Source organism: Vibrio sp. JC009 (assembly GCF_029016485.1).
Classification (GTDB): Bacteria; Pseudomonadota; Gammaproteobacteria; order Enterobacterales; family Vibrionaceae; genus Vibrio.
On the sequence record NZ_CP092106.1, the window covers coordinates 933,729 to 954,922 of the forward strand.

Sequence of the window (21,194 nt, forward strand, 5' to 3'; positions counted from 1 at the left end):
GAGAGTGAGTTCGAAGAGTAGAGGTAAAGGAACAAGATCGAAAAAGGCTCCTAAAAGGAGCCCTTCGAAAATATCTCGCTAACGGGGTCTAAGACCAACCAGCTTCACACTGTACCGCGCTTTCAATCTAGTGACGTTTCCGTCGACATTTGGATTCTAGCTAATCCCGGCTTTATGTCAAGTAGTTTGTTCGCTATCGGAAGTGTAGGTATACTTTATCATCATCACAGCGGAACACTAATATGCCTGTAGAATCAATAATTAAAACACTATCAAACCCTCGACTTTCTACTTACAAAAAGCCAAACTTATGCGATGCAAGCGATGAACAAAGTTTAGGACTATATGCGTGGAACAAGCAGCTATCAGGTCTCTTTTATCCAGTGCTTCAAGTATTAGAAGTCTCTTTGCGCAATGCTATCAATACTGCTTACATCGAATATCATGAGCAGTTAGTCGAAGCAAATTTTCAACAACAAGATTGGACCAAAGAGAAAGCCAAGATCGACCAATTTTGGTTTTGCAATTCTTATACAAATCTAAATAATCGCCCAGCATTTCAACAGATAAAGAAAGCTAAGGATGATTTGGTTAGAGAGGGGAAAGCTATTACCCCTGATAATCTAATTGCAAAACTAACGTTTGGTTTTTGGGTACACTTAACAGACAAAAAACATCGTTCAAGCCAACCTCCTGCTAATCCTCCCATTATTGAGCTTTGGCCGAGTCTTAACAGTTTAGTTTTTCCATATGCTAAGGACTTAAACGATACACCTTTGAGTATTAACCATATCAGCTCAAATTTATTCGAAATCAATAAACTTAGAAATCGTATCGCACATCATGAGCCAATCTGGAAAGCAGCAGATTTATTTGATTCAGACGACAGCATAAATACTGTTGTTGCACATTACGAACAGTGCTTAAAAGTTATTCGTTGGATCAACCCCAACAACTTAAAGTTGTTGTCTGTCATAGACAACGACAAACTGATGGGAATAGCCTGCTCTCAACATACGCTATGGCGAAGTAAAATGTTAGCATCGGGACTTCCTTCTGTTCCAGACATTATTGAATGGAAAGAAAGGCATGAAATCAACACCAGACGCCAGGGAGAAGTAGTTAGTGCGGAGCCCAACTATGCAATTATACGCTGTAAAAAGTCACATCAGGTATTCTACACAAACAAATCAATGCAGAAGAGACGGAAAGCTTGGCCTTTGCCTCTTGGTATTGATGTTACTTTCATTCCCAAGCCTGCCACAGCTCAAGGCAATCATCCTAATGCGACTCAAGTAAAGCAATAAATTCAATTAATTAGCATCAACAAGGCTACTTGGATTAGCCTTGCTAAATTAGCAAAACCAATAACTCACGGCCCACAGCAATGTGGGCTTTTGTTACCTGATTACCATGAGCATTCTACCGGCAATTTTAGTAGAGTCTACTTCGCCTTAACAAACTGAGAAAGCACTACAACACCCAGCGCAATCAGGTTACATACGAAGATAACGATCAGCCATTGTGGCATTGAAAGCGTTAAAAATTCCCATGCAATTTCACTGCAGTCACCCGGTGCTTCAAAAAATGCCGGGAACCATTTGTTTAGTGGTGCCCATTCCGGGAAGCTAAGAGCGTCACAGGTTGCGAAAATGGAAGTCTGGTAGTGAACATGCTCCATGGATAAGGTCAGACCCTTATAGGATGTTGCTCCCCAGCCAGCCAGGCCAATCCAGCGCAGGATTGCTGATTTAGGATTCAGGTAGCCGATTAACGCAGATGCGCCCACACCCAACATAGCCACCCGCTCGTAAACGCACATTACGCACGGATCCAGCATTAAGATGTGCTGAAAACCGTATGCACAAGCGGTAAAGAAAGCAATGAAAATGAATAGCAGCCCCCAGGAGAGTCTGGATAGGGAGAAGGCCTTTATAGAAGATAAGATGTTCACTGAATGGGTCCTGACAAAAACAAACGAAATGGTATGAAATAAAAAAGCTCTGATTACTCAGAGCTTTTTACCTAAATTAAGTTCCGCAATCAATAGCGAAAAATAAGATTAGTGATGTCCGCCAGCTGCGTGTCCCGCTGCGTCAGCAGCATCTGCAACGTGGTGAGAAATCAAGCCTGCATCGTACATCCATGCCGTCATTGGGTCCAGGAAGAAGATAATGCCAACCAGGCCAACAATCGCCAGAACAATGGTGTACGGGAACGCCATAATTACCATGCGGCCATATGACAGGCGAATCAGCGGAGCCAGTGCAGATGTCAGCAGGAACAGGAACGCAGCCTGACCGTTTGGCGTCGCAACTGATGGCAGGTTAGTACCAGTGTTGATCGCTACAGCAAGCAGGTCGAACTGATCACGGGTAATCACGCCATTTAGCAGCGCTGATTTTACTTCGTTAATGTATACCGTACCAACAAATACGTTATCCGATACCATAGAAAGCAGGCCATTCGCGACATAGAACATGCTTAGCTGTTGACCACCTTCCAGTGCCAGTACAGCTTCAATAATCGGACCAAACAGATGCTGGTCGATGATAACTGCAACAATGGCAAAGAATACGGCAAGAAGTGCTGTAAATGGCAGCGCCTCTTCAAACGCTTTACCCAGTGAGTGCTCTTCAATAACGCCGGTAAATGCAGTAGCAAGAATAATTACTGAAAGACCAATCAGACCTACGGCTGCAAGGTGCAGCGCAAGGCCAACGATAAGCCAGATTGCAATCGCGCCCTGGACGTAAAGCTTAGCAACGTCCTGCTTAGTACGCTTTCTGGTTTGTTCGTTGTCGTAGTCCACAAGGATATTGCGCACGTGTTCCGGTAGCTCTGTACCGTAACCGAAGATTTTCAGTTTCTCTACCATTGCACAGGTAATCAGACCACAGATTAGTACCGGGATAGTTACCGGAGCCATTCGAAGCAGGAACTCACCGAACAGCCAGCTTGCCTGGTCGGCAATAATCAGGTTCTGTGGTTCACCAACCATGGTCATAACACCACCAAGCGCAGTACCGACACCGGCATGCATCATTAGTGAGCGAAGGAAGGCACGGTATTGATCCAAGTCTTCACGGGTCAGCTCAGAAAGGTGGGTGTCAATGGTGTGGTCGTGAGAATGGTGCGTTCCTTTCCCTGAAACCACTTTGTGATAAATAGAGTAGAAGCCTACCGCAACACTGATTACAACGGCGATAACGGTCAGGGCATCAAGGAAGGCTGACAGGAACGCGGCTGTAAAACAGAAAGCCATAGACAGGATGATCTTGGAACGAACGTTCAGAAGTATCTTGGTAAAAATGAACAGCAGCAACTGCTTCATAAAGTAGATACCGGCAACCATAAAGATCAGAAGCAGGATAACTTCCAGGTTGTTTTCCAGCTCATGCAAAACCAGTGCTGGGGATGTCATCCCGATAGCGACCGCTTCTATGGCGAGAAGGCCGCCAGGCTGTAGCGGATAACATTTTAGCGCCATTGCCAGAGTAAAAATAAACTCAATAATCAGTACCCAGCCGGCTACAAAGGGGTTGATAGCGAAAATGATCGGGTTAATGACTAGAAAGGCGATGATGGTGATTTTGTACCAATCAGGTGCTTTACCGAGAAAGTTTCTGATAAATGCACTTCCGAGTGTCTTCGGCATTGTTATTACTCTTAAAAGTTAATGAAATGTACTTAGCTTCCAGCATGCCTGATGACATTACCAAATGGTATGCGAGTAAATAGTGACTTAGAAAAACAACGGGCAAGACAATACCTGTTCCCTTGCCAAGTCACTCCTTTAGTCAGGCAAGTTCTGCTTTAGCCTGCATGTTAACTATCGGTACTTTGTGCAGTATGCGGATAGTTTTATCCAAGTATTCATGCAAGCAAACTCAGCTAGCATAACATGTCTGGCAATGATTTCTTACAAAATTATTCACTGTGTGACGAGATGTATAGTTAACTTAGATTTCGTAACTTGAATGTTGAGAAAAAGCGTGATTTCTGCACTCTTATTTGTGTGAGATTCCATAAAAAAGAGTCGGACTTTTATTTACATAAATGTTTCATTGATATTAAATTGCGTTTCCGGTTTTTCAGTCGAAATATGGGCTGAATTGTACATTTTTTAACTCATCTATATAGCTATGCGTTCTGTATCTGCAACCCTTTGGTTTTCGGAAAGAGCAACAAGTGGTATGATGAGTTGATTAAACTTACTGAAATAAAGTTGGAAATTGCACCATATGGTCATCAAGGCAAAGAGCCCGGCTGGGTTTGCTGAAAAGTATATTATCGAAAGTATCTGGAACGGTCGTTTTGCTCCAGGCTCTATTCTCCCTGCAGAAAGGGAGCTGTCAGAGCTTATCGGTGTAACGAGAACGACACTGCGGGAAGTACTTCAGCGTCTTGCAAGAGATGGCTGGCTGACCATTCAGCATGGTAAACCAACCAGGGTAAATAAGTTTATGGAGACTTCGGGTCTTCATATTCTGGATACTCTGATGACGCTGGATGCCGATAATGCCACAAGCATTGTGGAAGATCTGCTGGCAGCCAGAACCAATATCAGCCCAATCTTTATGCGCTACGCTTTCAAAGCAAGCAAAGAGGCGTCAGAGAAAACCATCTCAAGTGTGATTGAGTCCTGTGAAAGCCTTATTAATGCGCATAGCTGGGAAGCATTTGTAGAACAGTCGCCTTATGCTGAGAAGCTTCAGCAGTCTATCAAGTGTGATGGCGACAAAGACGAAGAAGTAAGACAGGCTGAGTTAGTTGCAAAGACTTTCAATTTCTATGATTACATGCTGTTCCAGCGTCTGGCATTCCATTCAGGTAACCAGATTTACGGCCTGATATTCAATGGCATTAAAAAGTTGTATGACAGGGTAGGCAACTATTATTTCTCAAACCCTCAGGCCAGAGAGCTGGCGCTAAGCTTCTATAAAGAACTGTTGGCGGTTTGCGAGTCAGGTGAGAGAGAGCAGATCCCAATGGTGGTGCGCCAGTACGGCCTTGCCAGTGCACAGATCTGGAATGAGATGAAGCAGACGCTGCCAACGGATTTCACCGAAGACGATAGCTGATCTACTACAACAGATGACAAATTTAGTGAAGGCCCGCGTTATGCGGGTCTTCTTGTTTCGGTATTACAGATCTCTTTGTGGATTGAGTTTCGGTAAAGGTTCGTAAATAGTATTGGTTATGCTTTCCAGCATCTGATCATAGGTATTAAAAACGATTAAAGAGATATCCGATGAAATGGTATAGAGCTGTTCATCGGTAAACTTCACTCTGCCGGGGCTGGCAATTCTCCTGAGCTGCTCACATACCTTATTTGTCTCTGTGTTCTCTGTTGCCAAAGGATCAATGATTTCCAGTTGATAAACTTTGCGTAAAAGAATGGCTGCGCAACCTTCCAGCCTTGAGCTTCCGACTTCTGTGCCAATATCCTGAATTGCAATTCTGAAACGGGTGAGAGCTTCAAGCGTATCGATAATCTGCTGCCAGTTGAGGTTGTATTCGTCACTGAGGTCACTTCTGTGCTTCTCTATCAGCCATGTCAGGACTATTTCATCAATCAGGAAAAGGCAGTGCCTTATGGTCTTTCCGTGTACCATCTGGTTCTGACTGATACTGATATAGCGCCATTCATCCAGCATTTTTTTTATTCTTGTTTGCAGGATCCGGTAGATGGATTTGTTTTCGTAGCTGGCACTCTCGATTAACTGCTTGCTTATCGTCAGCAGTGACGTTTCTATATGCTCAATTTGCTGCTCTGATTTTTGGTTAAAAGCGAGTACTTTGTGTGACTCAGCTCTGTGCAGGCGGCAGAAGTCCACAAGATCTCTTAGTTCGGTGATCAGTTCATACTTACGTCGAAAACCTGACTCATTAACCTGAGAGATATGATACATAAATCCCAGAATTGCGGCAGACAGCAGGATTGCTAAAACAACGAACATAACGATAACGGTCTCCTTTCCATCTTTTTTAAATACCTGGTTTATACCAACCCTAGCAATCGCTGAACCGCTAATTACTGGTATTGGTATTACTGAGCATAAATAGTGCCAGTGTTTTTTTTATAATAATTACAGATAGATAGGTTTTTGTGTGGATTAAAAAGAGGCGATTGGCGGGCAGTATGCACCAATATGGTGAGTACAAATAAAAACGGCGACCCAAAAGGCCGCCGCTTAATCAGATTCGTATAGTTAGCCGTCTTACATAATACGCATGCCAGGCTGAGCACCTTCGTGTGGCTCAAGAATCCAGAGGTCTTTACCACCAGGGCCAGCAGCCAGAACCATGCCTTCAGACATGCCGAACTTCATCTTACGAGGCTTAAGGTTTGCTACCATAACCGTGTGCTTACCGATAAGATCTTCCGGCTTGTAAGCCGACTTGATTCCGGCAAATACCTGGCGTGTTTCGCCGCCGATATCCAACTGAAGTTTCAGAAGCTTGTTCGCCTTTGGTACTTCTTCACAGGAAACGATCTTAGCTACGCGAAGGTCTACTTTTGCAAAGTCGTCAAATTCGATTTCGTCTGCAACCGGGTCCTTAGAAAGCTCAGTTTCAGCCGCTTTCTCAACCGCTGCTTTTTCTGCTGCTGCATCTTCTTTTGATGCTTCAACCATAGCTTCAACCTTCTTAGGATCAATACGGTTAAACAGAGCCTTGAACTTAGTGATTTCATGGTCTGTCAGCGGTGAAGCGATACCTTCCCAGCTCAGCTCCTGGTTCAGGAATGCTTCAGTGCGTGTTGCAAGCTCAGGCATTACAGGCTTCAGGTAAGTCATCAGAACGCGGAACAGGTTGATACCCACAGAGCAGATATCCTGAAGTTCTTTGTCTTTACCTTCTTCTTTCGCCACAACCCAGGGTGCTTTTTCATCCACGTACTGGTTTGCTTTGTCAGCCAGAGCGGTGATTTCGCGGATAGCACGGCTGAATTCGCGGGTTTCGTAAAGCTCTGCAATACGGTCTGCCGCTTGTGCAAACTCTTTGTAAAGCTCAGGCTCTGCGAAGTCAGCAGAAAGCTTGCCTTCAAAGCGTTTGGTGATAAAGCCGGCATTACGTGAAGCCAGGTTAACAATCTTGTTGACCACATCAGAGTTTACACGCTGAGTGAAGTCTTCAAGGTTCAGGTCAAGGTCATCGATCTTGCTGTTCAGCTTAGCGGCGTAGTAGTAACGCAGACACTCAGGATCTAAGTGATCAAGGTAAGTTGCCGCTTTGATGAAGGTGCCCTTAGACTTGGACATCTTAGCGCCGTTTACGGTTACATAGCCGTGAACAAGAACGTTAGTTGGTTTACGGAAACCAGAGCCATCCAGCATTGCAGGCCAGAACAAGCTGTGGAAGTAAACAATGTCTTTGCCGATAAAGTGGTAAAGCTCTGCATCGCTGTCTTTGCCCCAGTATTCGTCAAAGTTCAGGTCATCACGCTTGTCACACAGGTTCTTGAATGAAGCCATGTAGCCCACAGGCGCATCCAGCCAAACGTAGAAGAATTTGTCTTTTTCACCCGGGATTTCAAAACCGAAGTAAGGTGCATCACGTGAGATATCCCACTGCTGAAGACCTGACTCAAACCATTCCTGCATCTTGTTTGCGGTTTCTGTCTGAAGTGAGCCTGAGCGTGTCCACTCTTTCAGCATGCTTTCAAGCTGCGGAAGGTCAAAGAAGAAGTGCTCAGAATCTTTCATTACCGGTGTCGCACCAGATACTGCAGATCTTGGGTTGATAAGTTCTGTCGGGCTGTAAGTTTCGCCACAGTTGTCACAGTTGTCGCCGTACTGATCTTCAGACTTACACTTAGGGCAGGTGCCTTTTACAAAACGGTCCGGCAGGAACATCTCTTTTTCAGGGTCATACAACTGAGAAATGGTGCGGCTGGTGATAAAGCCGTTTTCTTTCAGGCGAGTGTAGATAAGAGAAGCCAGTTCACGGTTCTCTTCACTGTGAGTGCTGTGATAGTTATCAAAGCTGATATCAAATCCGGCAAAATCCTTCTGATGCTCTTCGCTTACTGCTTCGATCATCTCTTCCGGAGTAATACCCATTTGCTGCGCTTTAAGCATGATTGGCGTGCCGTGAGCGTCGTCTGCACAGATGAAGTTTACAGTGTTGCCGCGAAGGCGCTGATAACGAACCCAAATATCTGCCTGGATATGCTCAAGCATATGACCAAGGTGGATAGAACCGTTAGCGTACGGAAGGGCACAAGTTACCAGTAGTTTCCTTGGAGAAAGGTTTCTTGGATCAGTTGCCATACTTATTTATTCGCTTTTTGATAGGTATTAAAAATTAAGGCGATAATACTACCTTAATCGCACTCTTACTCCAAGATTGTAATCAATGATTCACCGATAAATATCAGGCCGTTTGTTGATTATTCCTCAATATTTATGGGGTTTAGTTGCAGTCCGGCTGGTGGTAGCATGATCTCAACCCTGCACCTGGACGGGGGAATGGTAACGAACAGGTATCGAACACAAACACGCATGAACCCATCCATGGGGCTCCGCCTTGCCTTCCCTGGCAAGGAGGGTTTGCTTATCGATACCTGCCCGTTACCATTCTTCAAATGACCGGGATTGAGTAAGGGGAATTATAATAAGGAGCAATATATGTCATTATTTGACTCTAAGCAGTCAGTGTGTGATTGGTTAAACAAATTTACTCACCCTTTGCTTGTGGAAAACTGGAGCGAGCAGACGGGGATTGTAAAGCTGCTTGCTGATAAAACCGTGCGTGTAGAATTTCCGTTTTGTTCATCGACTCTATTTGAGTCGTTTGCCAATTGGCTGGATGAGCAGGATGTTGAATCCGATAAAGTGAATGTTTCTCTGAATGTCCGTGCTATGGAAACGCCGGTGCAGTCTCAGTTAAGCAAAGTGAAAAATGTTATCGCTGTTACCTCAGGTAAAGGCGGGGTGGGCAAGTCCACAACTGCTGTAAATCTGGCTCTGGCGCTTAAGGCCAACGGTGCAGAGGTAGGTCTGCTGGACGCTGATATTTACGGCCCTTCAGTACCTATTATGCTGGGTAAAGAAGACGATACTCCAGCCGTTCGCGACGGTCAGTTTATGGTGCCAATTGAATCTTTCGGTATTCATACCAACTCTATCGGTTATCTGGTGGATAAATCTGAAGCCGCTATCTGGCGTGGCCCAATGGCGTCAAAGGCTCTGGGACAGCTGCTTGAAGAAACTGACTGGCCTGAGCTGGATTATCTGGTGATTGATATGCCACCGGGTACAGGTGATGTGCAACTGACCCTGTCTCAGCAGATCCCGGTAACTGGCGCTGTTATTGTGACCACACCACAGGATCTGGCACTGGCTGATGTCCGCAAAGGTCTGGCTATGTTCGAGCGCGTGAATGTGCCTGTTCTGGGCATTGTTGAAAATATGAGTTATCACATCTGCAGCCATTGTGGCGAGAAAGAGCATATCTTCGGCACCAATGGCGCAGAAAAAATGGCTCAGGAGTTTGGTGCATCCATCCTTGCTCAGGTGCCGCTGCATATCACCATGCGTGAAGATATCGATTCAGGAAAACCAACCGTAGTTTCCCGCCCTGACAGTGAGCATACCGCGATTTATCTGTCTCTGGCAGAAACCGTCGCCAGTAAGATTTACTGGGAAGGGAAGGTAAAGCCTGAGATGATTTCTTTTACTGAAGTGAAGTAGTTTTTTCACCGTCAGCTATCAGAGCGGAGGTTGTAACAGCTTCCGCTCTGAAAAGTAGGGGGCTAGTGAGCCGCAAATTTTTTGTATATTGAAGGGTCTTGGCTAATAAGAGTGAGGACTTTACAGGCTAAACCTGTTGGGTTTCTTCTCCCTTGCTCCCAGCTTTTTACTGTTTCAACACTTACTTCCATAGCAGAAGCTAACTCTTTTTGTGTGACGTTTAGTTGTGCCCGGATTGCTTTAACATCCGCTACTTCATAGCGTGTTACGCCTGCTGGTTTTAATTCGCCTTTGGCTATTGATTCAGCCTGCTTCATTGATGCATACAGATCATCGAAAATACTATCACCCATTAGCATGCCTCCTCTTAATAGATTGCGAAACTTCTTTAAGCAAGTTCTTGTCTTGGTTTGTTAGACTGTCTTTTCGCCCTTTTTTATAGATCATCATCAGATAAACGGTATCAGGTAAAACTAAAAGATATAAAACTCTATACCCTCCACTTTTACCAGTGTTAGAGCTGGCGAGTCTTATTTTTCTAAGTCCCCCTGTTCCGATTACCAGTTTCCCGAACTTTGGATTTTTTATGATGTCCGATTGTAGCTCTCTAAACTCATCATCATTTATCAGCTCTTTGCGCTGAGATTCAAATATAGGTGTTTCTATAAATTCAATTGCGTGGCTAATTGGCTTATCCTCAATATAACCAGCGGGTACATTGTACTCCCATGAGGGGTTTCTATGCAACCACTGATATCAGCACCCTAGGTATGTAAAGCTGAGGGGATATATAAGTTTCAACGGATTACCTTACAACAAAATAGAGCAGGCTTTGCGAGTGAATACTCAATTAACGCATAGTGGACATTTATTGATGGGAACAAAAATATACTAAGTTAACCATCAGCCACTAGCAACTCCCCCTCGAACCACATATAATCATGCGGTTTATTCAATTATCACCAAGTGCGAATCATGTCTGAAAATAATCAATGCGTCATCGTAGGAATTGCTGGCGCTTCTGCTTCGGGAAAGAGCTTAATAGCAAGAACGATTTATAACGAGTTGCTGGAAAAAGTAGGCGATCATGAAATCGGAGTAATAACAGAAGACTGTTACTATGCTGATCAAAGCCACCTGAGCATGGAAGAGCGGGTTAAAACTAACTACGACCACCCAAATGCTCTTGATCACGATCTGCTTTGTGAGCATCTTGAGGCTCTGCTTAAAGGCGAAGCGGTTGAGATCCCTGAGTACAGCTACACAGAGCACACACGTACAGAAGATACCACAACTTTTACGCCTAAAAAGGTGATCATTTTAGAAGGTATTTTGCTGCTGACTGACCCAAGACTGCGTGACCTGATGCATGCTTCTATTTTTATGGATACGCCGCTTGATATCTGTCTTCTTCGCCGTGTGAAGCGTGACGTGGAAGAGCGTGGCAGAACCATGGAATCTGTACTTAAGCAGTACCAGAAGACGGTTCGTCCAATGTTTATGCAGTTTATCGAACCTTCAAAGCAGTACGCAGACATTATCGTTCCGCGTGGTGGTAAAAACCGGATTGCGATTGACGTATTGAAAGCACATATTGCCAAGCTTTTGAAATCTTAATAAATAGTTGGCTATAAAGCTTATTATCCAATTGAAAAGATGGCACTATATGTGCCATCTTTTGTTTTTGTTATCTATTATTTTTAGTGTCTAGGTTTCTATTTCTCAGGGACGAAAAAAATGAAAAAACTGCTTCTTATCCTAGGGATCCCGGTTGCGCTTGTGGTTATCGCCATTGCAGCCCTGGTTCTGTTTGTTAATCCTAATCAGTTTAAGCCAATTATTGTTGAACAGACCAAAGCGCAGACCGGTCTGGATCTGGCTATTGAAGGCGATATTAACTGGAGTTTCTTCCCAAGCCTTGGTTTGTCCATGGGCAAAACTGAGTTGAAAAATCCGCAGGGCTTTAAAAATGAAAACCTGCTGAAAATCGATGCGATCAATGTTGATGTTTCAGTGATGCCACTGCTGGATAGTGAATTGTACGTTGGTAGCGTCACTTTAGATGGTGCAGAGATTTATCTGGAAACTCTGAAAAATGGTAAGAGTAACCTGGATTCACTGACATCTGCTCCGGTGCAGGGTGATCCGGTAACATCTCCTGCTGTTAATGAAGGTACAAAGTCTGAGTCCGTACCGGTAGCAACCCGTGGTGGCGAGGCGCAATCATGGAAAATTAATCTTGCAGGTATTTCCATTACCAATGCGCTGATGGAAATCCGTGACGATAAAGCGGGCAGTTACACCAAGCTGTATGATGTGGGTCTGGCTGTGTCTGAGTTTGCGTTTGATCAGTGGACAACTGCGACATTTGAAGCCAAAGGCCAGAATAATGCGCAGAAGTTTGCGGCTAAAGGTCAGGCAGAACTTAAGCTGGCAGAAGATCTGGTTAGCTATCAGCTGCGTAATATTGAACTGGACTCCAGCTTTAGCGACCCGGCAACCAATATTTCCAGCGCAAAAGTGACACTGGAAAGCTTTGCTTTTGATGACTTAAGCCCGCTAACGGTGGCAGTAAAAGGTAATGCGGCGGATATGGTGCTTGATGTAAATCTGGCTGCAACCTTGCTGGTGGATAAAGCCATCAGCGTGGTGAAGCTGGACAATATTGAGCTGAAATCTGTATTTGAAGGAGAAGCACTTCCTCAATCACCAATGAATATCAATGGTAAATTCGGTTTTGATTTCCAGATGGAAAAACAGAAGCTGAATCTGGCCATTGAAAAGCTGGCACTCAATGATATTGAGCTTGATGGTAATGCAAACGTTGCTCTGGCAGATATCCCGGCAATTCGTTTTGATATTCACAGCCCGGACATCGATCTGGATGAGTTTCTGGGCCTGAATAAGACTCCAGATACCACTTCTTCAGAAACAGCGAAATCGGGTGAAACGCAGCCAGCTAAGCAAGAGCCGACTAAAGCGTCTGCTCCGGCTCCAGAAGCCGAACCCGATCTTTCTGCGCTGAAAACGCTGGATATTGCGGGCAGTATTGCCATCGATAAGTTTAAGGCAAGCAACGCTCACATGCAGAATGTGAATGCTAAGTTTAGTGTTAACCGAGGCGTAGTCACTCTGTCTTCTTTCAGCTCAAACCTTTATGAAGGTGCTATCAAAGCCAGTGCTAAGCTTGATGGCAGAAAAACGCCTGCCACTTATTCGGTGAATAACCAGATCACCGGAGTTAAGGTGCTGCCTTTACTAAAAGATGTAGCTGAAAATGAAATGCTGGAAGGTACGGGGAATATTGATGTTGCCGTTAAGGGTAAAAGCCTGACACCGACAGGCATAAAACAAAACCTTGCCGGTACGGTTAAGATTAACTTTGCTGATGGTGCCGTGAACGGAATCAATATTGCGCAGATTGTACGCGAAAGTAAGGCCAAGCTGAAAGGTGAAGACATTTCAAGCGCAGATGCTGAACAGAAGAAAACGGACTTCTCAGCTCTTACATCGACTATCACTTTGTCTAAAGGGGTTGCGAAGACAGATGATCTTGCCATGGCTTCTCCTTTCCTGAGAATTAAAGGTAAAGGTGAAACCAATTATCTGAAAGAGACCATGGATTTTCTGTTCGATACATCAATCGTAGGTACTTCCAAAGGACAGGGCGGTAAAGATATCGATGAGCTGAGAGATGTGACTATTCCTGTTCGCGTTTATAACAAGTGGACTGATCCTAAGTATAAGGTCGAGCTAGGCCAGTTACTGAAGGCTCTGGAAGATGAGAAGAAAAAAGAGCTGGAAGAGAAGGCTAAAAAGGAAGCTCAGCGCGGTCTTAAGAAGCTTCTGGGTGATAAAGCCGGAGATGAAGAGACTAAGAATCTGGCGGACCAGTTGTTGAAAGGGTTGTTTAACTAGCTGTTAGCTATCAGCTAACAGCCTGGCTCTTATACACAAATATTAAAGTGACCAGAGAACGGTTCTCCCCCTTGAGTGAGAAAGCCTAACTGGTTGATAAAGCTAATAGAAGGGGGAGCATTCTTTGGCTCCTCAAACTTGTGTATAAGAGTCAGGCGGAGGCGGGGATCTACCAGTCAACACCTTTCCGTGCTTTCAGTCCGGATTTAAAGCCGTGTTTGATATTTTTTACTTCAGATACGGTGTCAGCAAGCTCAACCAGAGAGCGATGTGCCGCACGTCCTGTGATGATGACAGACTGCTCTCGTGGTCGGTTCTCAAGCGCATCCAGAACCTCATCCAGTTCAATGTAATCGTAATTGACCATATAAGTCAGCTCATCAAACAACACCACATCGATAGACTCATCCTGCAGCATTCTTTTGCATTCGCTCCAGACAAGCTGCGCAGCGGCGGTATCGGCTTCTCTATCCTGGGTTTCCCAGGTAAAGCCTGTTGCCATTACCTGAAATTCGACGCCAAGCTTTTCCAGCAGGTTTTTTTCACCGTTATCCCAGGTGCCCTTGATAAACTGAGCCACAGCACATTTCTGACCATGACCGACAGCGCGGGCAATGGTACCGAAACCAGATGTGGATTTTCCTTTACCATTGCCGGTAATGATCAGAAGAAGTCCACGCTCCTCCTGAGCCTTTTCAACCTTCTGATCGACCTTATCTTTTACTTTCTGCTGGCGGGCTTTGTGTCTTGAATCTTTCTGTTCCTGCGAAACCATTTGCTTTACTCCTTTAAACCTTCACCGCTAATAATAGAAGAAGGCGGAGAAAGTAAAAACCATGATTTATAAATGGTTTTCTGGTTATTTAAGAATCCTTGCCTTAAATTTACGCCCTTTAAGCTTTCCGTGTTCAAGCTTACTTAGTGCTTTTTTAGCAACGGATTTATCCACTGCCACATAGGAACGCATGGCAAACAGGTTAATTTTGCCGACTTTTTTACCATCAATGCCTTTATCACCGGTAAGAGCGCCCAGAATATCGCCGGCACGGACTTTCTGTTTTTTACCGCCGGCGATTTCAATGGTTCTCATCTGAGCTTCGAAAGCCGGTTTTGAAAGTACTTCATCGCCCGGAAGAGGAACCGGCTCGATTGGAGCATCCAGCATTTCATCAATCATCATCACCCGGTGCATCTCTTTTTCGCTGAACAGACTACATGCAACACCTTTGCTACCTGCACGTCCGGTACGGCCGATGCGGTGAACATGCACTTCAGGATCACGGGAAATCTGATAGTTAATGACCATATCCAGGTTGTCTACATCCAGGCCTCTTGCCGCCACATCGGTAGCAATCAGTATAGAAATACTTTTGTTGGCAAACATAGTCAGTGACTGATCTCTGTCTCTCTGCTCCAGATCGCCATGCAGATCGATAACATCAAAGCCGGAATGATAAAGCTCGTCTGCAACCTCCTGAACTTCGCGCTTGGTATTACAGAAGATAACCGTCGACTCTGCCTGATAATGTAACAACAGTTTTTTCACTGCCTGCAAGCGTTCGTCGTTGTCTTCAACTTTGAAAAACTGCTGCTTGATGCTGGTTTCGCTGTGGGTGGATTCCACCTTTACGCGCTGCGGTGCAATCATAATCCGCTTGGCAATATTCTCAATTTGCTCCGGGAAGGTGGCGCTGAACAACAGGGTTTGTCTTTGGACCGGAGCCTGTTCAATAATGGCGTCCAGCGCTTCCTGAAAGCCCATCTCCAGCATCTTATCAGCTTCATCCAGAACCAGCGTATTCAGCTCGGAAAGGTCGATTCTGCCTTTATCGAGGTGGTCAAGAATACGGCCCGGCGTTCCCACCAGAATATGAGCACCGTGCTCAAGTGAGCCAATCTGAGGTCCCATCGGCATGCCGCCGCACAGAGTCAGTACCTTGATATTGTGGATAGTACGCGCCAGGCGACGGATCTCTTTTGCAACCTGATCGGCCAGTTCGCGGGTAGGGCATAACACCAGTGACTGCACCCGGAATCGTTTCACGTTCAGGTTGGTCAGAAGGCCAAGCCCAAACGCCGCAGTCTTCCCTGAGCCGGTTTTACCCTGTCCGATAACATCTTTACCTGCCAGCATTAGTGGTAGTGACTGAGCCTGAATCGGGGTCATTGCGGTATAACCCATAGAATCAAGGTTCTGCAGTAATGCCTGCGAAAGTGGGAGTTGAGAAAAAGGAGTTGTGCTCAAGGGATATTCCTTAATTAAGTGGAGTTTGGTATCAGCCATAAAATTACGGGTGCAAGATAGCCTTTTAGCGGAGGGAGCACAATGAGTTTTCTATAACTAACTTAAATACTGGCTGGAAAAGTCACCGGTTGAGATTGCTGGCGACCAGAAATACCCCTGGCCTACGGTACCATTTAGCTTCCTGACTATATCCAGCTCTTCCTGCGTTTCAATGCCCTCAATAACTGTTCTGGCATCAAAGGCATCGGCCATACTTAAGAGGGTTTTTACTATGGTCTGGTTTGCCGTATTGTTCTGAATGTCCGGGATAAACACTCTGTCAATTTTGACTTCATCGATATTTAACTGACTCAGGTAGGCGGTAGAGGAGTATCCGGTACCAAAATCATCGATGGAAATGGCAAAGCCTAACTCTTTTATCGCGCTGATGTTTTTAGCAAAATCATCAGAGCTGTCCAGCTCCTGAGACTCAGTGATTTCCAGGGTGACTTTACTCGTATCAACGGAATACCGGGCACTGGTTTCCTGCAAAAATTCAATAAAGTCCTTCTCCTGCAGATCGAGCACTGAAATATTGATAGAGATATTGATTGTGACCTTTGATTGCTCAAGCCATGAAAATACTTTTTCAAAGGCAATACAGGTCAGGCTGTTTATCAGTCCACTCTGCTCAGCGATAGGGATAAATTCTCCGGGAGGAATCATGCCCATCACAGGATGAGTCCAACGCATCAGGGCTTCACCGCCAACGACTTTACCGGTTGTAAGATCAACCTGAGGCTGAATATAAATATCCAGCTGCCGCCGGGCTATGGCGAGTTTTAGCTCATGCAAAATCTTGACATGCGCCTCTGCTTCCTCAGTCATCTGCTCATGAAATGGCAGCCATTTTAAATTTCTCTTTTGTGCTTCCAGCAGAGCCATATAAGCCTTCTGGTGCAGATCAGAAATCTCTTCCTCTTCAGACTGAACACTGGCACTTGCTGCTCTAAGATGCAAATCTGAAAAATATAAGCTGCCGGCTAACTGGTTTTGCCAGATACCGGACAGCACTTCTACCTGCTTCTCAGTGGCCAAATCATCACTGACAAACACTAAAGTTTGTTGAGGGGACAGGCTTACGCCAAAGTATTTTTTATCCAGAGTCAGATCAATCTGCCAGCTTAGCTCAGAAACCTGACAGGCGATTTTTTCCAGTAAAGTTCTGGCTTCAGAAGCAACGGACTCTGCTCCCATGGTACTTATCAAATGGTCCATACCTTCCAGATGAACCAGAACCAGTTTTATGCGCCTGATATCAAGCCCGCGCTCGGCGAGCTGGTCTTTAAGGACATATTGATAAAAAATCTGATTCGGCATGTTCAGAGTATGATCGATCAAACGATGCTGCTCTTCCTGCTGCTCCTGATACTGCAGGCGTTTTGCAAGACTCACTGACAACAGATAGAGCTCAGCAAGGATGCCAATCATAAAGCTGTGCATAGTGATGATATTTTGCGGCAGGATATTGCTGTAAGTAAGGAATCCGCAAATTGCACCAACCCATGTGCAGACCCATGAAAGCAGGTAAAAAGAGGCTGGCGAGTACTGTTTCCTCAGTGCGATAATCGCGGTTCCAATACAGACATAACATACAATTACGATAAGCACTGAAGTGACGTACATACGTTGTAATTCAGTCAGCTGGAAACTGATAAGCAGTAATACAGCCAAAATCCAGCCGCTTTTTTCTATTATCCGGCCGGTTTTTGGGCGGAATTTTTTAATATCAAGGAAATGGTGCCCGAACATCAGAGCGCACCATAGTGACATCAGATGTAATACGCCAATATGACTGCCCAGCCACCGGCAAAGAGCATCGGGAAAGATTAAGTAGCCGAACCCAAATAACGGGGCGAAGGTAAGGAAGATAAATAACTGAAAAAGCAGATACCAGCCGTATTGCGACCTTTGTCTGTTTAAAGCGTAAATAAAGCCGTTATAAGCCGCGAGCGCAAGAATGACACCGACAGCGCCTCCCCAGAAAAACAGGGTAATTACCTGATGATTATTGAGGGATTGGTCATCCATCAGGCTTAGTGGCATGATGGCCGGGCCGTCACTCTCTTTGCGGATTAACAAAGTGAGCTTATCGCCCACTTTCACAGGGAACTTAAATACCACACCCTGATAGACATCATTACTCGCCGGGCGGTCTTTGATGCCCAGTTGCGCGGTTTGCAGCAATTTCCCCTGCTGAAAGAGATAGATGTCGAAGTGCTGTAATATCTGGCTTTGAGAGAGAAGGGCCAGATTTTTGGGTTGGCTGAGCCCGGAGGCTGAAAGCTCGATTTTATACCAGTAGCTGCTTGTATTGGGTGACAGAGACTCCTGATACCGCACTGGATTAAAATCTGCAAATTTAAGCATATATTCAGCGCCACTGGCCTTAGTATCAATGGCTGTAGCTATCGGCGTGGTCAGATCAAGCCGCTTGAACTGATCATCAATGATCAGCTCTGCAGCAAAAAGCGACTGACTTAAAAGCAGCAGACATATCCAAAGAGATCTGGTCATAAATAGCCTGTAACCTCCCTGAACTGAGTTGCTTAGCTATCAACGAATAAGCGTCTGGTATCTGTTTATTAATTATTTCCTTATCTAAATAAAGAATACGTGACTATAACCGTATTTCCAATATAAATAGAGTATGTGCTCATAAAGTGCCTTGAGATGGAGTGTAAGCAAATCGACAACATACTTTCATATATTTCCAATCGCCACTGAATCGAATAAGCAGTAAAATGGCTGAAACTATTTGATTTTCTTGCTTGATTTTTGAGCAATTTAAGAACATAGAAGAAAAACTATGGACCATTCAGTACATAACAAACTTGTCTCAGTTATCTGGTCAATCAGAGGCAATTAAAATCGATGGAGCTGTAGACGTTTTGCAGCAACAAATTGAAAAGCTCAAGGAATACAAAACCACCCTTATCAACAGCGCAGTAACAGGAAAAATCAAAGTAACAGATTTTTGTTGATGGTTTGTTGATTGAGAGAAGTTAAACACTATATAAAGTGCATTGGATAATGGCTATCTTATTGTTTTGTATGGATTGGTTTTGTTTTCGTTTTGTTGATTGCTTATTGATAGAAAACGATTTTTTGTAAGAAGTAAAATTAAGATATAACTGAGTTGGATAGGTAACGGTATGCCATTGAAAAAAATATTTTGTGATGAAAGTTGCCATCTGCAGAAGGACGGTGCCGATGTGATGGTGCTCGGCGCTATATGTTGTGATGCAGATAAGGCGCAGGCCGTTACCCGCCACATTAAATGGTTAAGGTATGAGCATAACTATCAAAACGAGCTCAAATGGACCAAGTTGGTAAGAAAGCAGTTCCCGTTTTATAAGGCTTTGATAGATCTAATGTTGGATGATCCGGAGATCTGCTTTAAGGCTACTGTCGTTCAGCACAAAGAAAGGCTCGATCATGCGTTTTTTAATGAAGGGTCGCATAACACTTTTTACTACAAGATGTTTTATTACACGTTGCGCGACTTTCTTTGCCAAAGAGATCAATATCGGATCTATCTTGACTACATGGATACATTGGGTGGAGCAAAAACCGCGAAGCTTTGTGATGTGCTTCATTCCGAAGGGCGGCAGGAAATTGATATTCACGCATATATTGTTCAAAGCTATGAGTCTCAGTTAATACAGCTATGTGATTTGATAATTGGTGCTGTGGCCTACCGGAATCGGAATGACATTGAGAAAACTAGTGTAATAAAGAACCAGCTCGTTGAATATATTGAGTATAAGTTAGGTCATGGTTTGGACTATGGTACGCCCCCATGGGAAACAAACTTTAATATATTCCGGTTCTTACCAAACTGGCAACGGGGGTGAAGCATGCTTAAAGCACCACTTGAGTTGCCAGAAAAGACTGAGACAGAGATATTCGATTTTTTGTACTCCATTTTTCATAAAGACTTTGTTCAAAACGAAGCCTATTTGGCTGAATCAATCTATGTTGATCCGCATGGACAAGGTATGAGGGAGGGCAAAGAGGAGGTTTTCTGGCATATAACAACTCGAGATAAAACAAAGCGAATTAAGAAAGAAGGTAAGTTTGTAACTGTAAAAACTCGACTTTTAGATCCCGACCGCGCCTCAAGAATTCATTGGGTAAAGCCTATCCTGCAAAATCATGATCATGGTGATATTAAGCTGTTTTATCGCAAGGAAACAAAGGGCAAGAAGCCCATACGGCTTTATTTGTGGGCTCATAATTCTGACTTTGTTGTTATTGTGCAGAAGTTAGGGAAATCTACCTCGTTTTTGGTCACGAGCTTTTACATTACGGAGACGTATAAACGCGATAGCTATCAGAAGTGGTATTCAGACTATGTTGATTGTAAACGAGCTGAGCTTGAAGGGTGTGAGTGGTTTTAACTGTAGATAATGAGAAATGGTCGCCTATTATGGACCGGGCGATTAGCGGTCACCTCTTCCTACTCAATGGTAGGTGAGCAAGTGAAGTATGGGTAAATACCGTATTTTTATCAAGAAAATTTTTGAGTAACGCCAAGTATTTTTGAATTACATTCAAGTTATTATAAGAAAAACAATTATATGACAAGTGATTACCAGGTACGTCAGATGGTTAGCAAAACGAATGAGCAAGCCTGTTGGTAGCATCCGCTTTTAGAACTGTCTTGCTGAAAAGCTCCTCCAAAACTATTATTAACTTAATGAATTCTAACCACTTTATTTTTGTTCATTGAGGTGTTAATTTAGTGGTTTTTATGAGGTTAACATCATGAAAAATAAAGATAAAACTAAAATCTTGATAGTTTGCATGGGCAATATCTGCCGCTCTCCAACCGGTGAAGCGGTTTTAAAAGCGACCGCTGAAAGGTTAAATATTCCGGTGGAAGTGGATTCGGCGGGAACCATCAGCTTTCATGCAGGGAGCGAACCTGACTACAGAGCAAGAACGGCTGGTGAGAAGCGGGGTTACTCCTTTAAGGGAATGGAAGCCAGACAGGTCATTGAAGAGGACTTTGAATATTACGATCTTATCCTCGCGGCAGACAGAGATAATATGGGTGATCTGCTTTCAATGTGTCCGGTGGATCATGTGCATAAGATAAAGCTGTTTCTTGGTCATTATCACCCTGAATACGATGAGATCCCGGATCCATATTATGGCGGGGACGATGGTTTTGAGCTGGTTCTGGATTTGATTGAAGAGGCCAGTGAGACTTTGCTCAGAAAGATACAGTACGATAAATAAAAGAAAGCCCTGCAAACATTTGCAGGGCTTTCTCTTTGAGTAGG

18 protein-coding genes are annotated in these 21,194 nt (G+C 44.3%); 9 read left to right on the forward strand and 9 right to left on the reverse strand.

All coding sequences use genetic code 11. The annotated features are described in order from the left end of the window. The first annotated feature begins 242 nt into the window (after positions 1-242). Positions 243-1,307, forward strand: a complete 1,065-nt coding sequence (locus tag L3Q72_RS04395) for an Abi family protein (RefSeq protein WP_275131456.1) — start codon at positions 243-245, stop codon at positions 1,305-1,307. A gap of 137 nt (positions 1,308-1,444) precedes the next feature. Here the strand turns inward: L3Q72_RS04395 and dsbB are convergent, their stop codons facing one another. Beyond that, positions 1,445-1,954 carry a disulfide bond formation protein DsbB gene (gene dsbB / locus L3Q72_RS04400; RefSeq protein ID WP_275131457.1) on the reverse strand — a complete coding sequence of 170 codons (510 nt, stop codon included), beginning with the start codon at positions 1,952-1,954 and terminating at the stop codon, positions 1,445-1,447. Between the two features lie 108 nt (positions 1,955-2,062). Next, complete coding sequence (gene nhaB / locus L3Q72_RS04405) at positions 2,063-3,658, reverse strand: Na(+)/H(+) antiporter NhaB (protein WP_275131458.1); 1,596 nt, start codon at positions 3,656-3,658, stop codon at positions 2,063-2,065. Positions 3,659-4,244: 586 nt separating this feature from the next. On the opposite strand from nhaB, the gene fadR reads away from it, so the two are divergent. Next, positions 4,245-5,084, forward strand: coding sequence for a fatty acid metabolism transcriptional regulator FadR (gene fadR, locus L3Q72_RS04410; RefSeq protein WP_275131459.1), 840 nt, complete (start codon positions 4,245-4,247; stop codon positions 5,082-5,084). Between the two features lie 63 nt (positions 5,085-5,147). On the opposite strand, the gene L3Q72_RS04415 is transcribed toward fadR, so the two are convergent. Both L3Q72_RS04415 and metG read right to left on the reverse strand, forming a co-directional pair. Beyond that, a complete protein-coding gene (locus L3Q72_RS04415) occupies positions 5,148-5,963 on the reverse strand; it encodes a hypothetical protein (RefSeq protein ID WP_275131460.1) in 816 nt (271 codons plus the stop codon). A gap of 261 nt (positions 5,964-6,224) precedes the next feature. After that, positions 6,225-8,279, reverse strand: coding sequence for a methionine--tRNA ligase (gene metG / locus L3Q72_RS04420; RefSeq protein ID WP_275131461.1), 2,055 nt, complete (start codon positions 8,277-8,279; stop codon positions 6,225-6,227). Between the two features lie 357 nt (positions 8,280-8,636). Between metG and apbC the strand changes: the two genes are divergently transcribed. Then, complete coding sequence (gene apbC, locus L3Q72_RS04425; RefSeq protein WP_275131462.1) at positions 8,637-9,701, forward strand: iron-sulfur cluster carrier protein ApbC; 1,065 nt, start codon at positions 8,637-8,639, stop codon at positions 9,699-9,701. A 62-nt stretch (positions 9,702-9,763) separates the two neighbouring features. On the opposite strand, the gene nadS is transcribed toward apbC, so the two are convergent. Further along, complete coding sequence (gene nadS, locus L3Q72_RS04430) at positions 9,764-10,054, reverse strand: NadS family protein (RefSeq protein WP_275131463.1); 291 nt, start codon at positions 10,052-10,054, stop codon at positions 9,764-9,766. Then, positions 10,047-10,448, reverse strand: a complete 402-nt coding sequence (locus L3Q72_RS04435) for a type II toxin-antitoxin system RelE/ParE family toxin (RefSeq protein ID WP_275131464.1) — start codon at positions 10,446-10,448, stop codon at positions 10,047-10,049. Before L3Q72_RS04435 ends, nadS begins: the two co-directional genes overlap by 8 nt. Before the next feature lie 228 nt (positions 10,449-10,676). Here L3Q72_RS04435 and udk point away from each other — a divergent pair, with 228 nt between their 5' ends. Together udk and L3Q72_RS04445 are read left to right on the forward strand one after the other, a co-directional pair. After that, positions 10,677-11,318, forward strand: a complete 642-nt coding sequence (gene udk / locus L3Q72_RS04440; protein WP_275131465.1) for a uridine kinase — start codon at positions 10,677-10,679, stop codon at positions 11,316-11,318. 120 nt (positions 11,319-11,438) lie between these two features. After that, positions 11,439-13,619 carry an AsmA family protein gene (locus L3Q72_RS04445; protein WP_275131466.1) on the forward strand — a complete coding sequence of 727 codons (2,181 nt, stop codon included), beginning with the start codon at positions 11,439-11,441 and terminating at the stop codon, positions 13,617-13,619. Positions 13,620-13,788: 169 nt separating this feature from the next. On the opposite strand, the gene cobO is transcribed toward L3Q72_RS04445, so the two are convergent. The 3 genes from cobO to L3Q72_RS04460 all read right to left on the reverse strand — a co-directional run bounded on the left by cobO (position 13,789) and on the right by L3Q72_RS04460 (position 18,420). After that, positions 13,789-14,394: a cob(I)yrinic acid a,c-diamide adenosyltransferase gene (gene cobO / locus L3Q72_RS04450; protein WP_275131467.1), complete on the reverse strand. Its 606-nt coding sequence runs from the start codon at positions 14,392-14,394 to the stop codon at positions 13,789-13,791. Positions 14,395-14,478: 84 nt separating this feature from the next. Further along, a complete protein-coding gene (gene dbpA, locus L3Q72_RS04455) occupies positions 14,479-15,864 on the reverse strand; it encodes an ATP-dependent RNA helicase DbpA (RefSeq protein ID WP_275131468.1) in 1,386 nt (461 codons plus the stop codon). 96 nt (positions 15,865-15,960) lie between these two features. Next, positions 15,961-18,420 carry an EAL domain-containing protein gene (locus tag L3Q72_RS04460; protein ID WP_275131469.1) on the reverse strand — a complete coding sequence of 820 codons (2,460 nt, stop codon included), beginning with the start codon at positions 18,418-18,420 and terminating at the stop codon, positions 15,961-15,963. Between the two features lie 254 nt (positions 18,421-18,674). Between L3Q72_RS04460 and L3Q72_RS04465 the strand changes: the two genes are divergently transcribed. The 4 genes from L3Q72_RS04465 (at position 18,675) to L3Q72_RS04480 (ending at position 21,150) form a co-directional block, all read left to right on the forward strand. Then, a complete protein-coding gene (locus L3Q72_RS04465) occupies positions 18,675-18,887 on the forward strand; it encodes a hypothetical protein (protein ID WP_275132127.1) in 213 nt (70 codons plus the stop codon). Between the two features lie 171 nt (positions 18,888-19,058). Next, a complete protein-coding gene (locus L3Q72_RS04470; protein WP_275131470.1) occupies positions 19,059-19,760 on the forward strand; it encodes a DUF3800 domain-containing protein in 702 nt (233 codons plus the stop codon). A 3-nt stretch (positions 19,761-19,763) separates the two neighbouring features. Next, positions 19,764-20,306, forward strand: coding sequence for an RlfB protein (locus tag L3Q72_RS04475; RefSeq protein WP_275131471.1), 543 nt, complete (start codon positions 19,764-19,766; stop codon positions 20,304-20,306). Positions 20,307-20,673: 367 nt separating this feature from the next. Further along, entirely contained in the window at positions 20,674-21,150 is a 477-nt protein-coding gene (locus tag L3Q72_RS04480) for a low molecular weight protein-tyrosine-phosphatase (protein WP_275131472.1), read from the forward strand. Positions 21,151-21,194: the final 44 nt, after the last annotated feature.

Bases quoted from the DNA above. Each gene is read 5' to 3' on its own strand.
- L3Q72_RS04395 (WP_275131456.1), top strand. From the start codon at position 243: ATGCCTGTAGAATCAATAATTAAAACACTATCAAACCCTCGACTTTCT.
- nhaB (WP_275131458.1), bottom strand. From the start codon at position 3,658: ATGCCGAAGACACTCGGAAGTGCATTTATCAGAAACTTTCTCGGTAAA.
- fadR (WP_275131459.1), top strand. From the start codon at position 4,245: ATGGTCATCAAGGCAAAGAGCCCGGCTGGGTTTGCTGAAAAGTATATT.
- L3Q72_RS04415 (WP_275131460.1), bottom strand. From the start codon at position 5,963: ATGTTCGTTGTTTTAGCAATCCTGCTGTCTGCCGCAATTCTGGGATTT.
- metG (WP_275131461.1), bottom strand. From the start codon at position 8,279: ATGGCAACTGATCCAAGAAACCTTTCTCCAAGGAAACTACTGGTAACT.
- apbC (WP_275131462.1), top strand. From the start codon at position 8,637: ATGTCATTATTTGACTCTAAGCAGTCAGTGTGTGATTGGTTAAACAAA.
- nadS (WP_275131463.1), bottom strand. From the start codon at position 10,054: ATGGGTGATAGTATTTTCGATGATCTGTATGCATCAATGAAGCAGGCT.
- udk (WP_275131465.1), top strand. From the start codon at position 10,677: ATGTCTGAAAATAATCAATGCGTCATCGTAGGAATTGCTGGCGCTTCT.
- L3Q72_RS04445 (WP_275131466.1), top strand. From the start codon at position 11,439: ATGAAAAAACTGCTTCTTATCCTAGGGATCCCGGTTGCGCTTGTGGTT.
- cobO (WP_275131467.1), bottom strand. From the start codon at position 14,394: ATGGTTTCGCAGGAACAGAAAGATTCAAGACACAAAGCCCGCCAGCAG.
- L3Q72_RS04460 (WP_275131469.1), bottom strand. From the start codon at position 18,420: ATGACCAGATCTCTTTGGATATGTCTGCTGCTTTTAAGTCAGTCGCTT.
- L3Q72_RS04470 (WP_275131470.1), top strand. From the start codon at position 19,059: ATGCCATTGAAAAAAATATTTTGTGATGAAAGTTGCCATCTGCAGAAG.
- L3Q72_RS04475 (WP_275131471.1), top strand. From the start codon at position 19,764: ATGCTTAAAGCACCACTTGAGTTGCCAGAAAAGACTGAGACAGAGATA.
- L3Q72_RS04480 (WP_275131472.1), top strand. From the start codon at position 20,674: ATGAAAAATAAAGATAAAACTAAAATCTTGATAGTTTGCATGGGCAAT.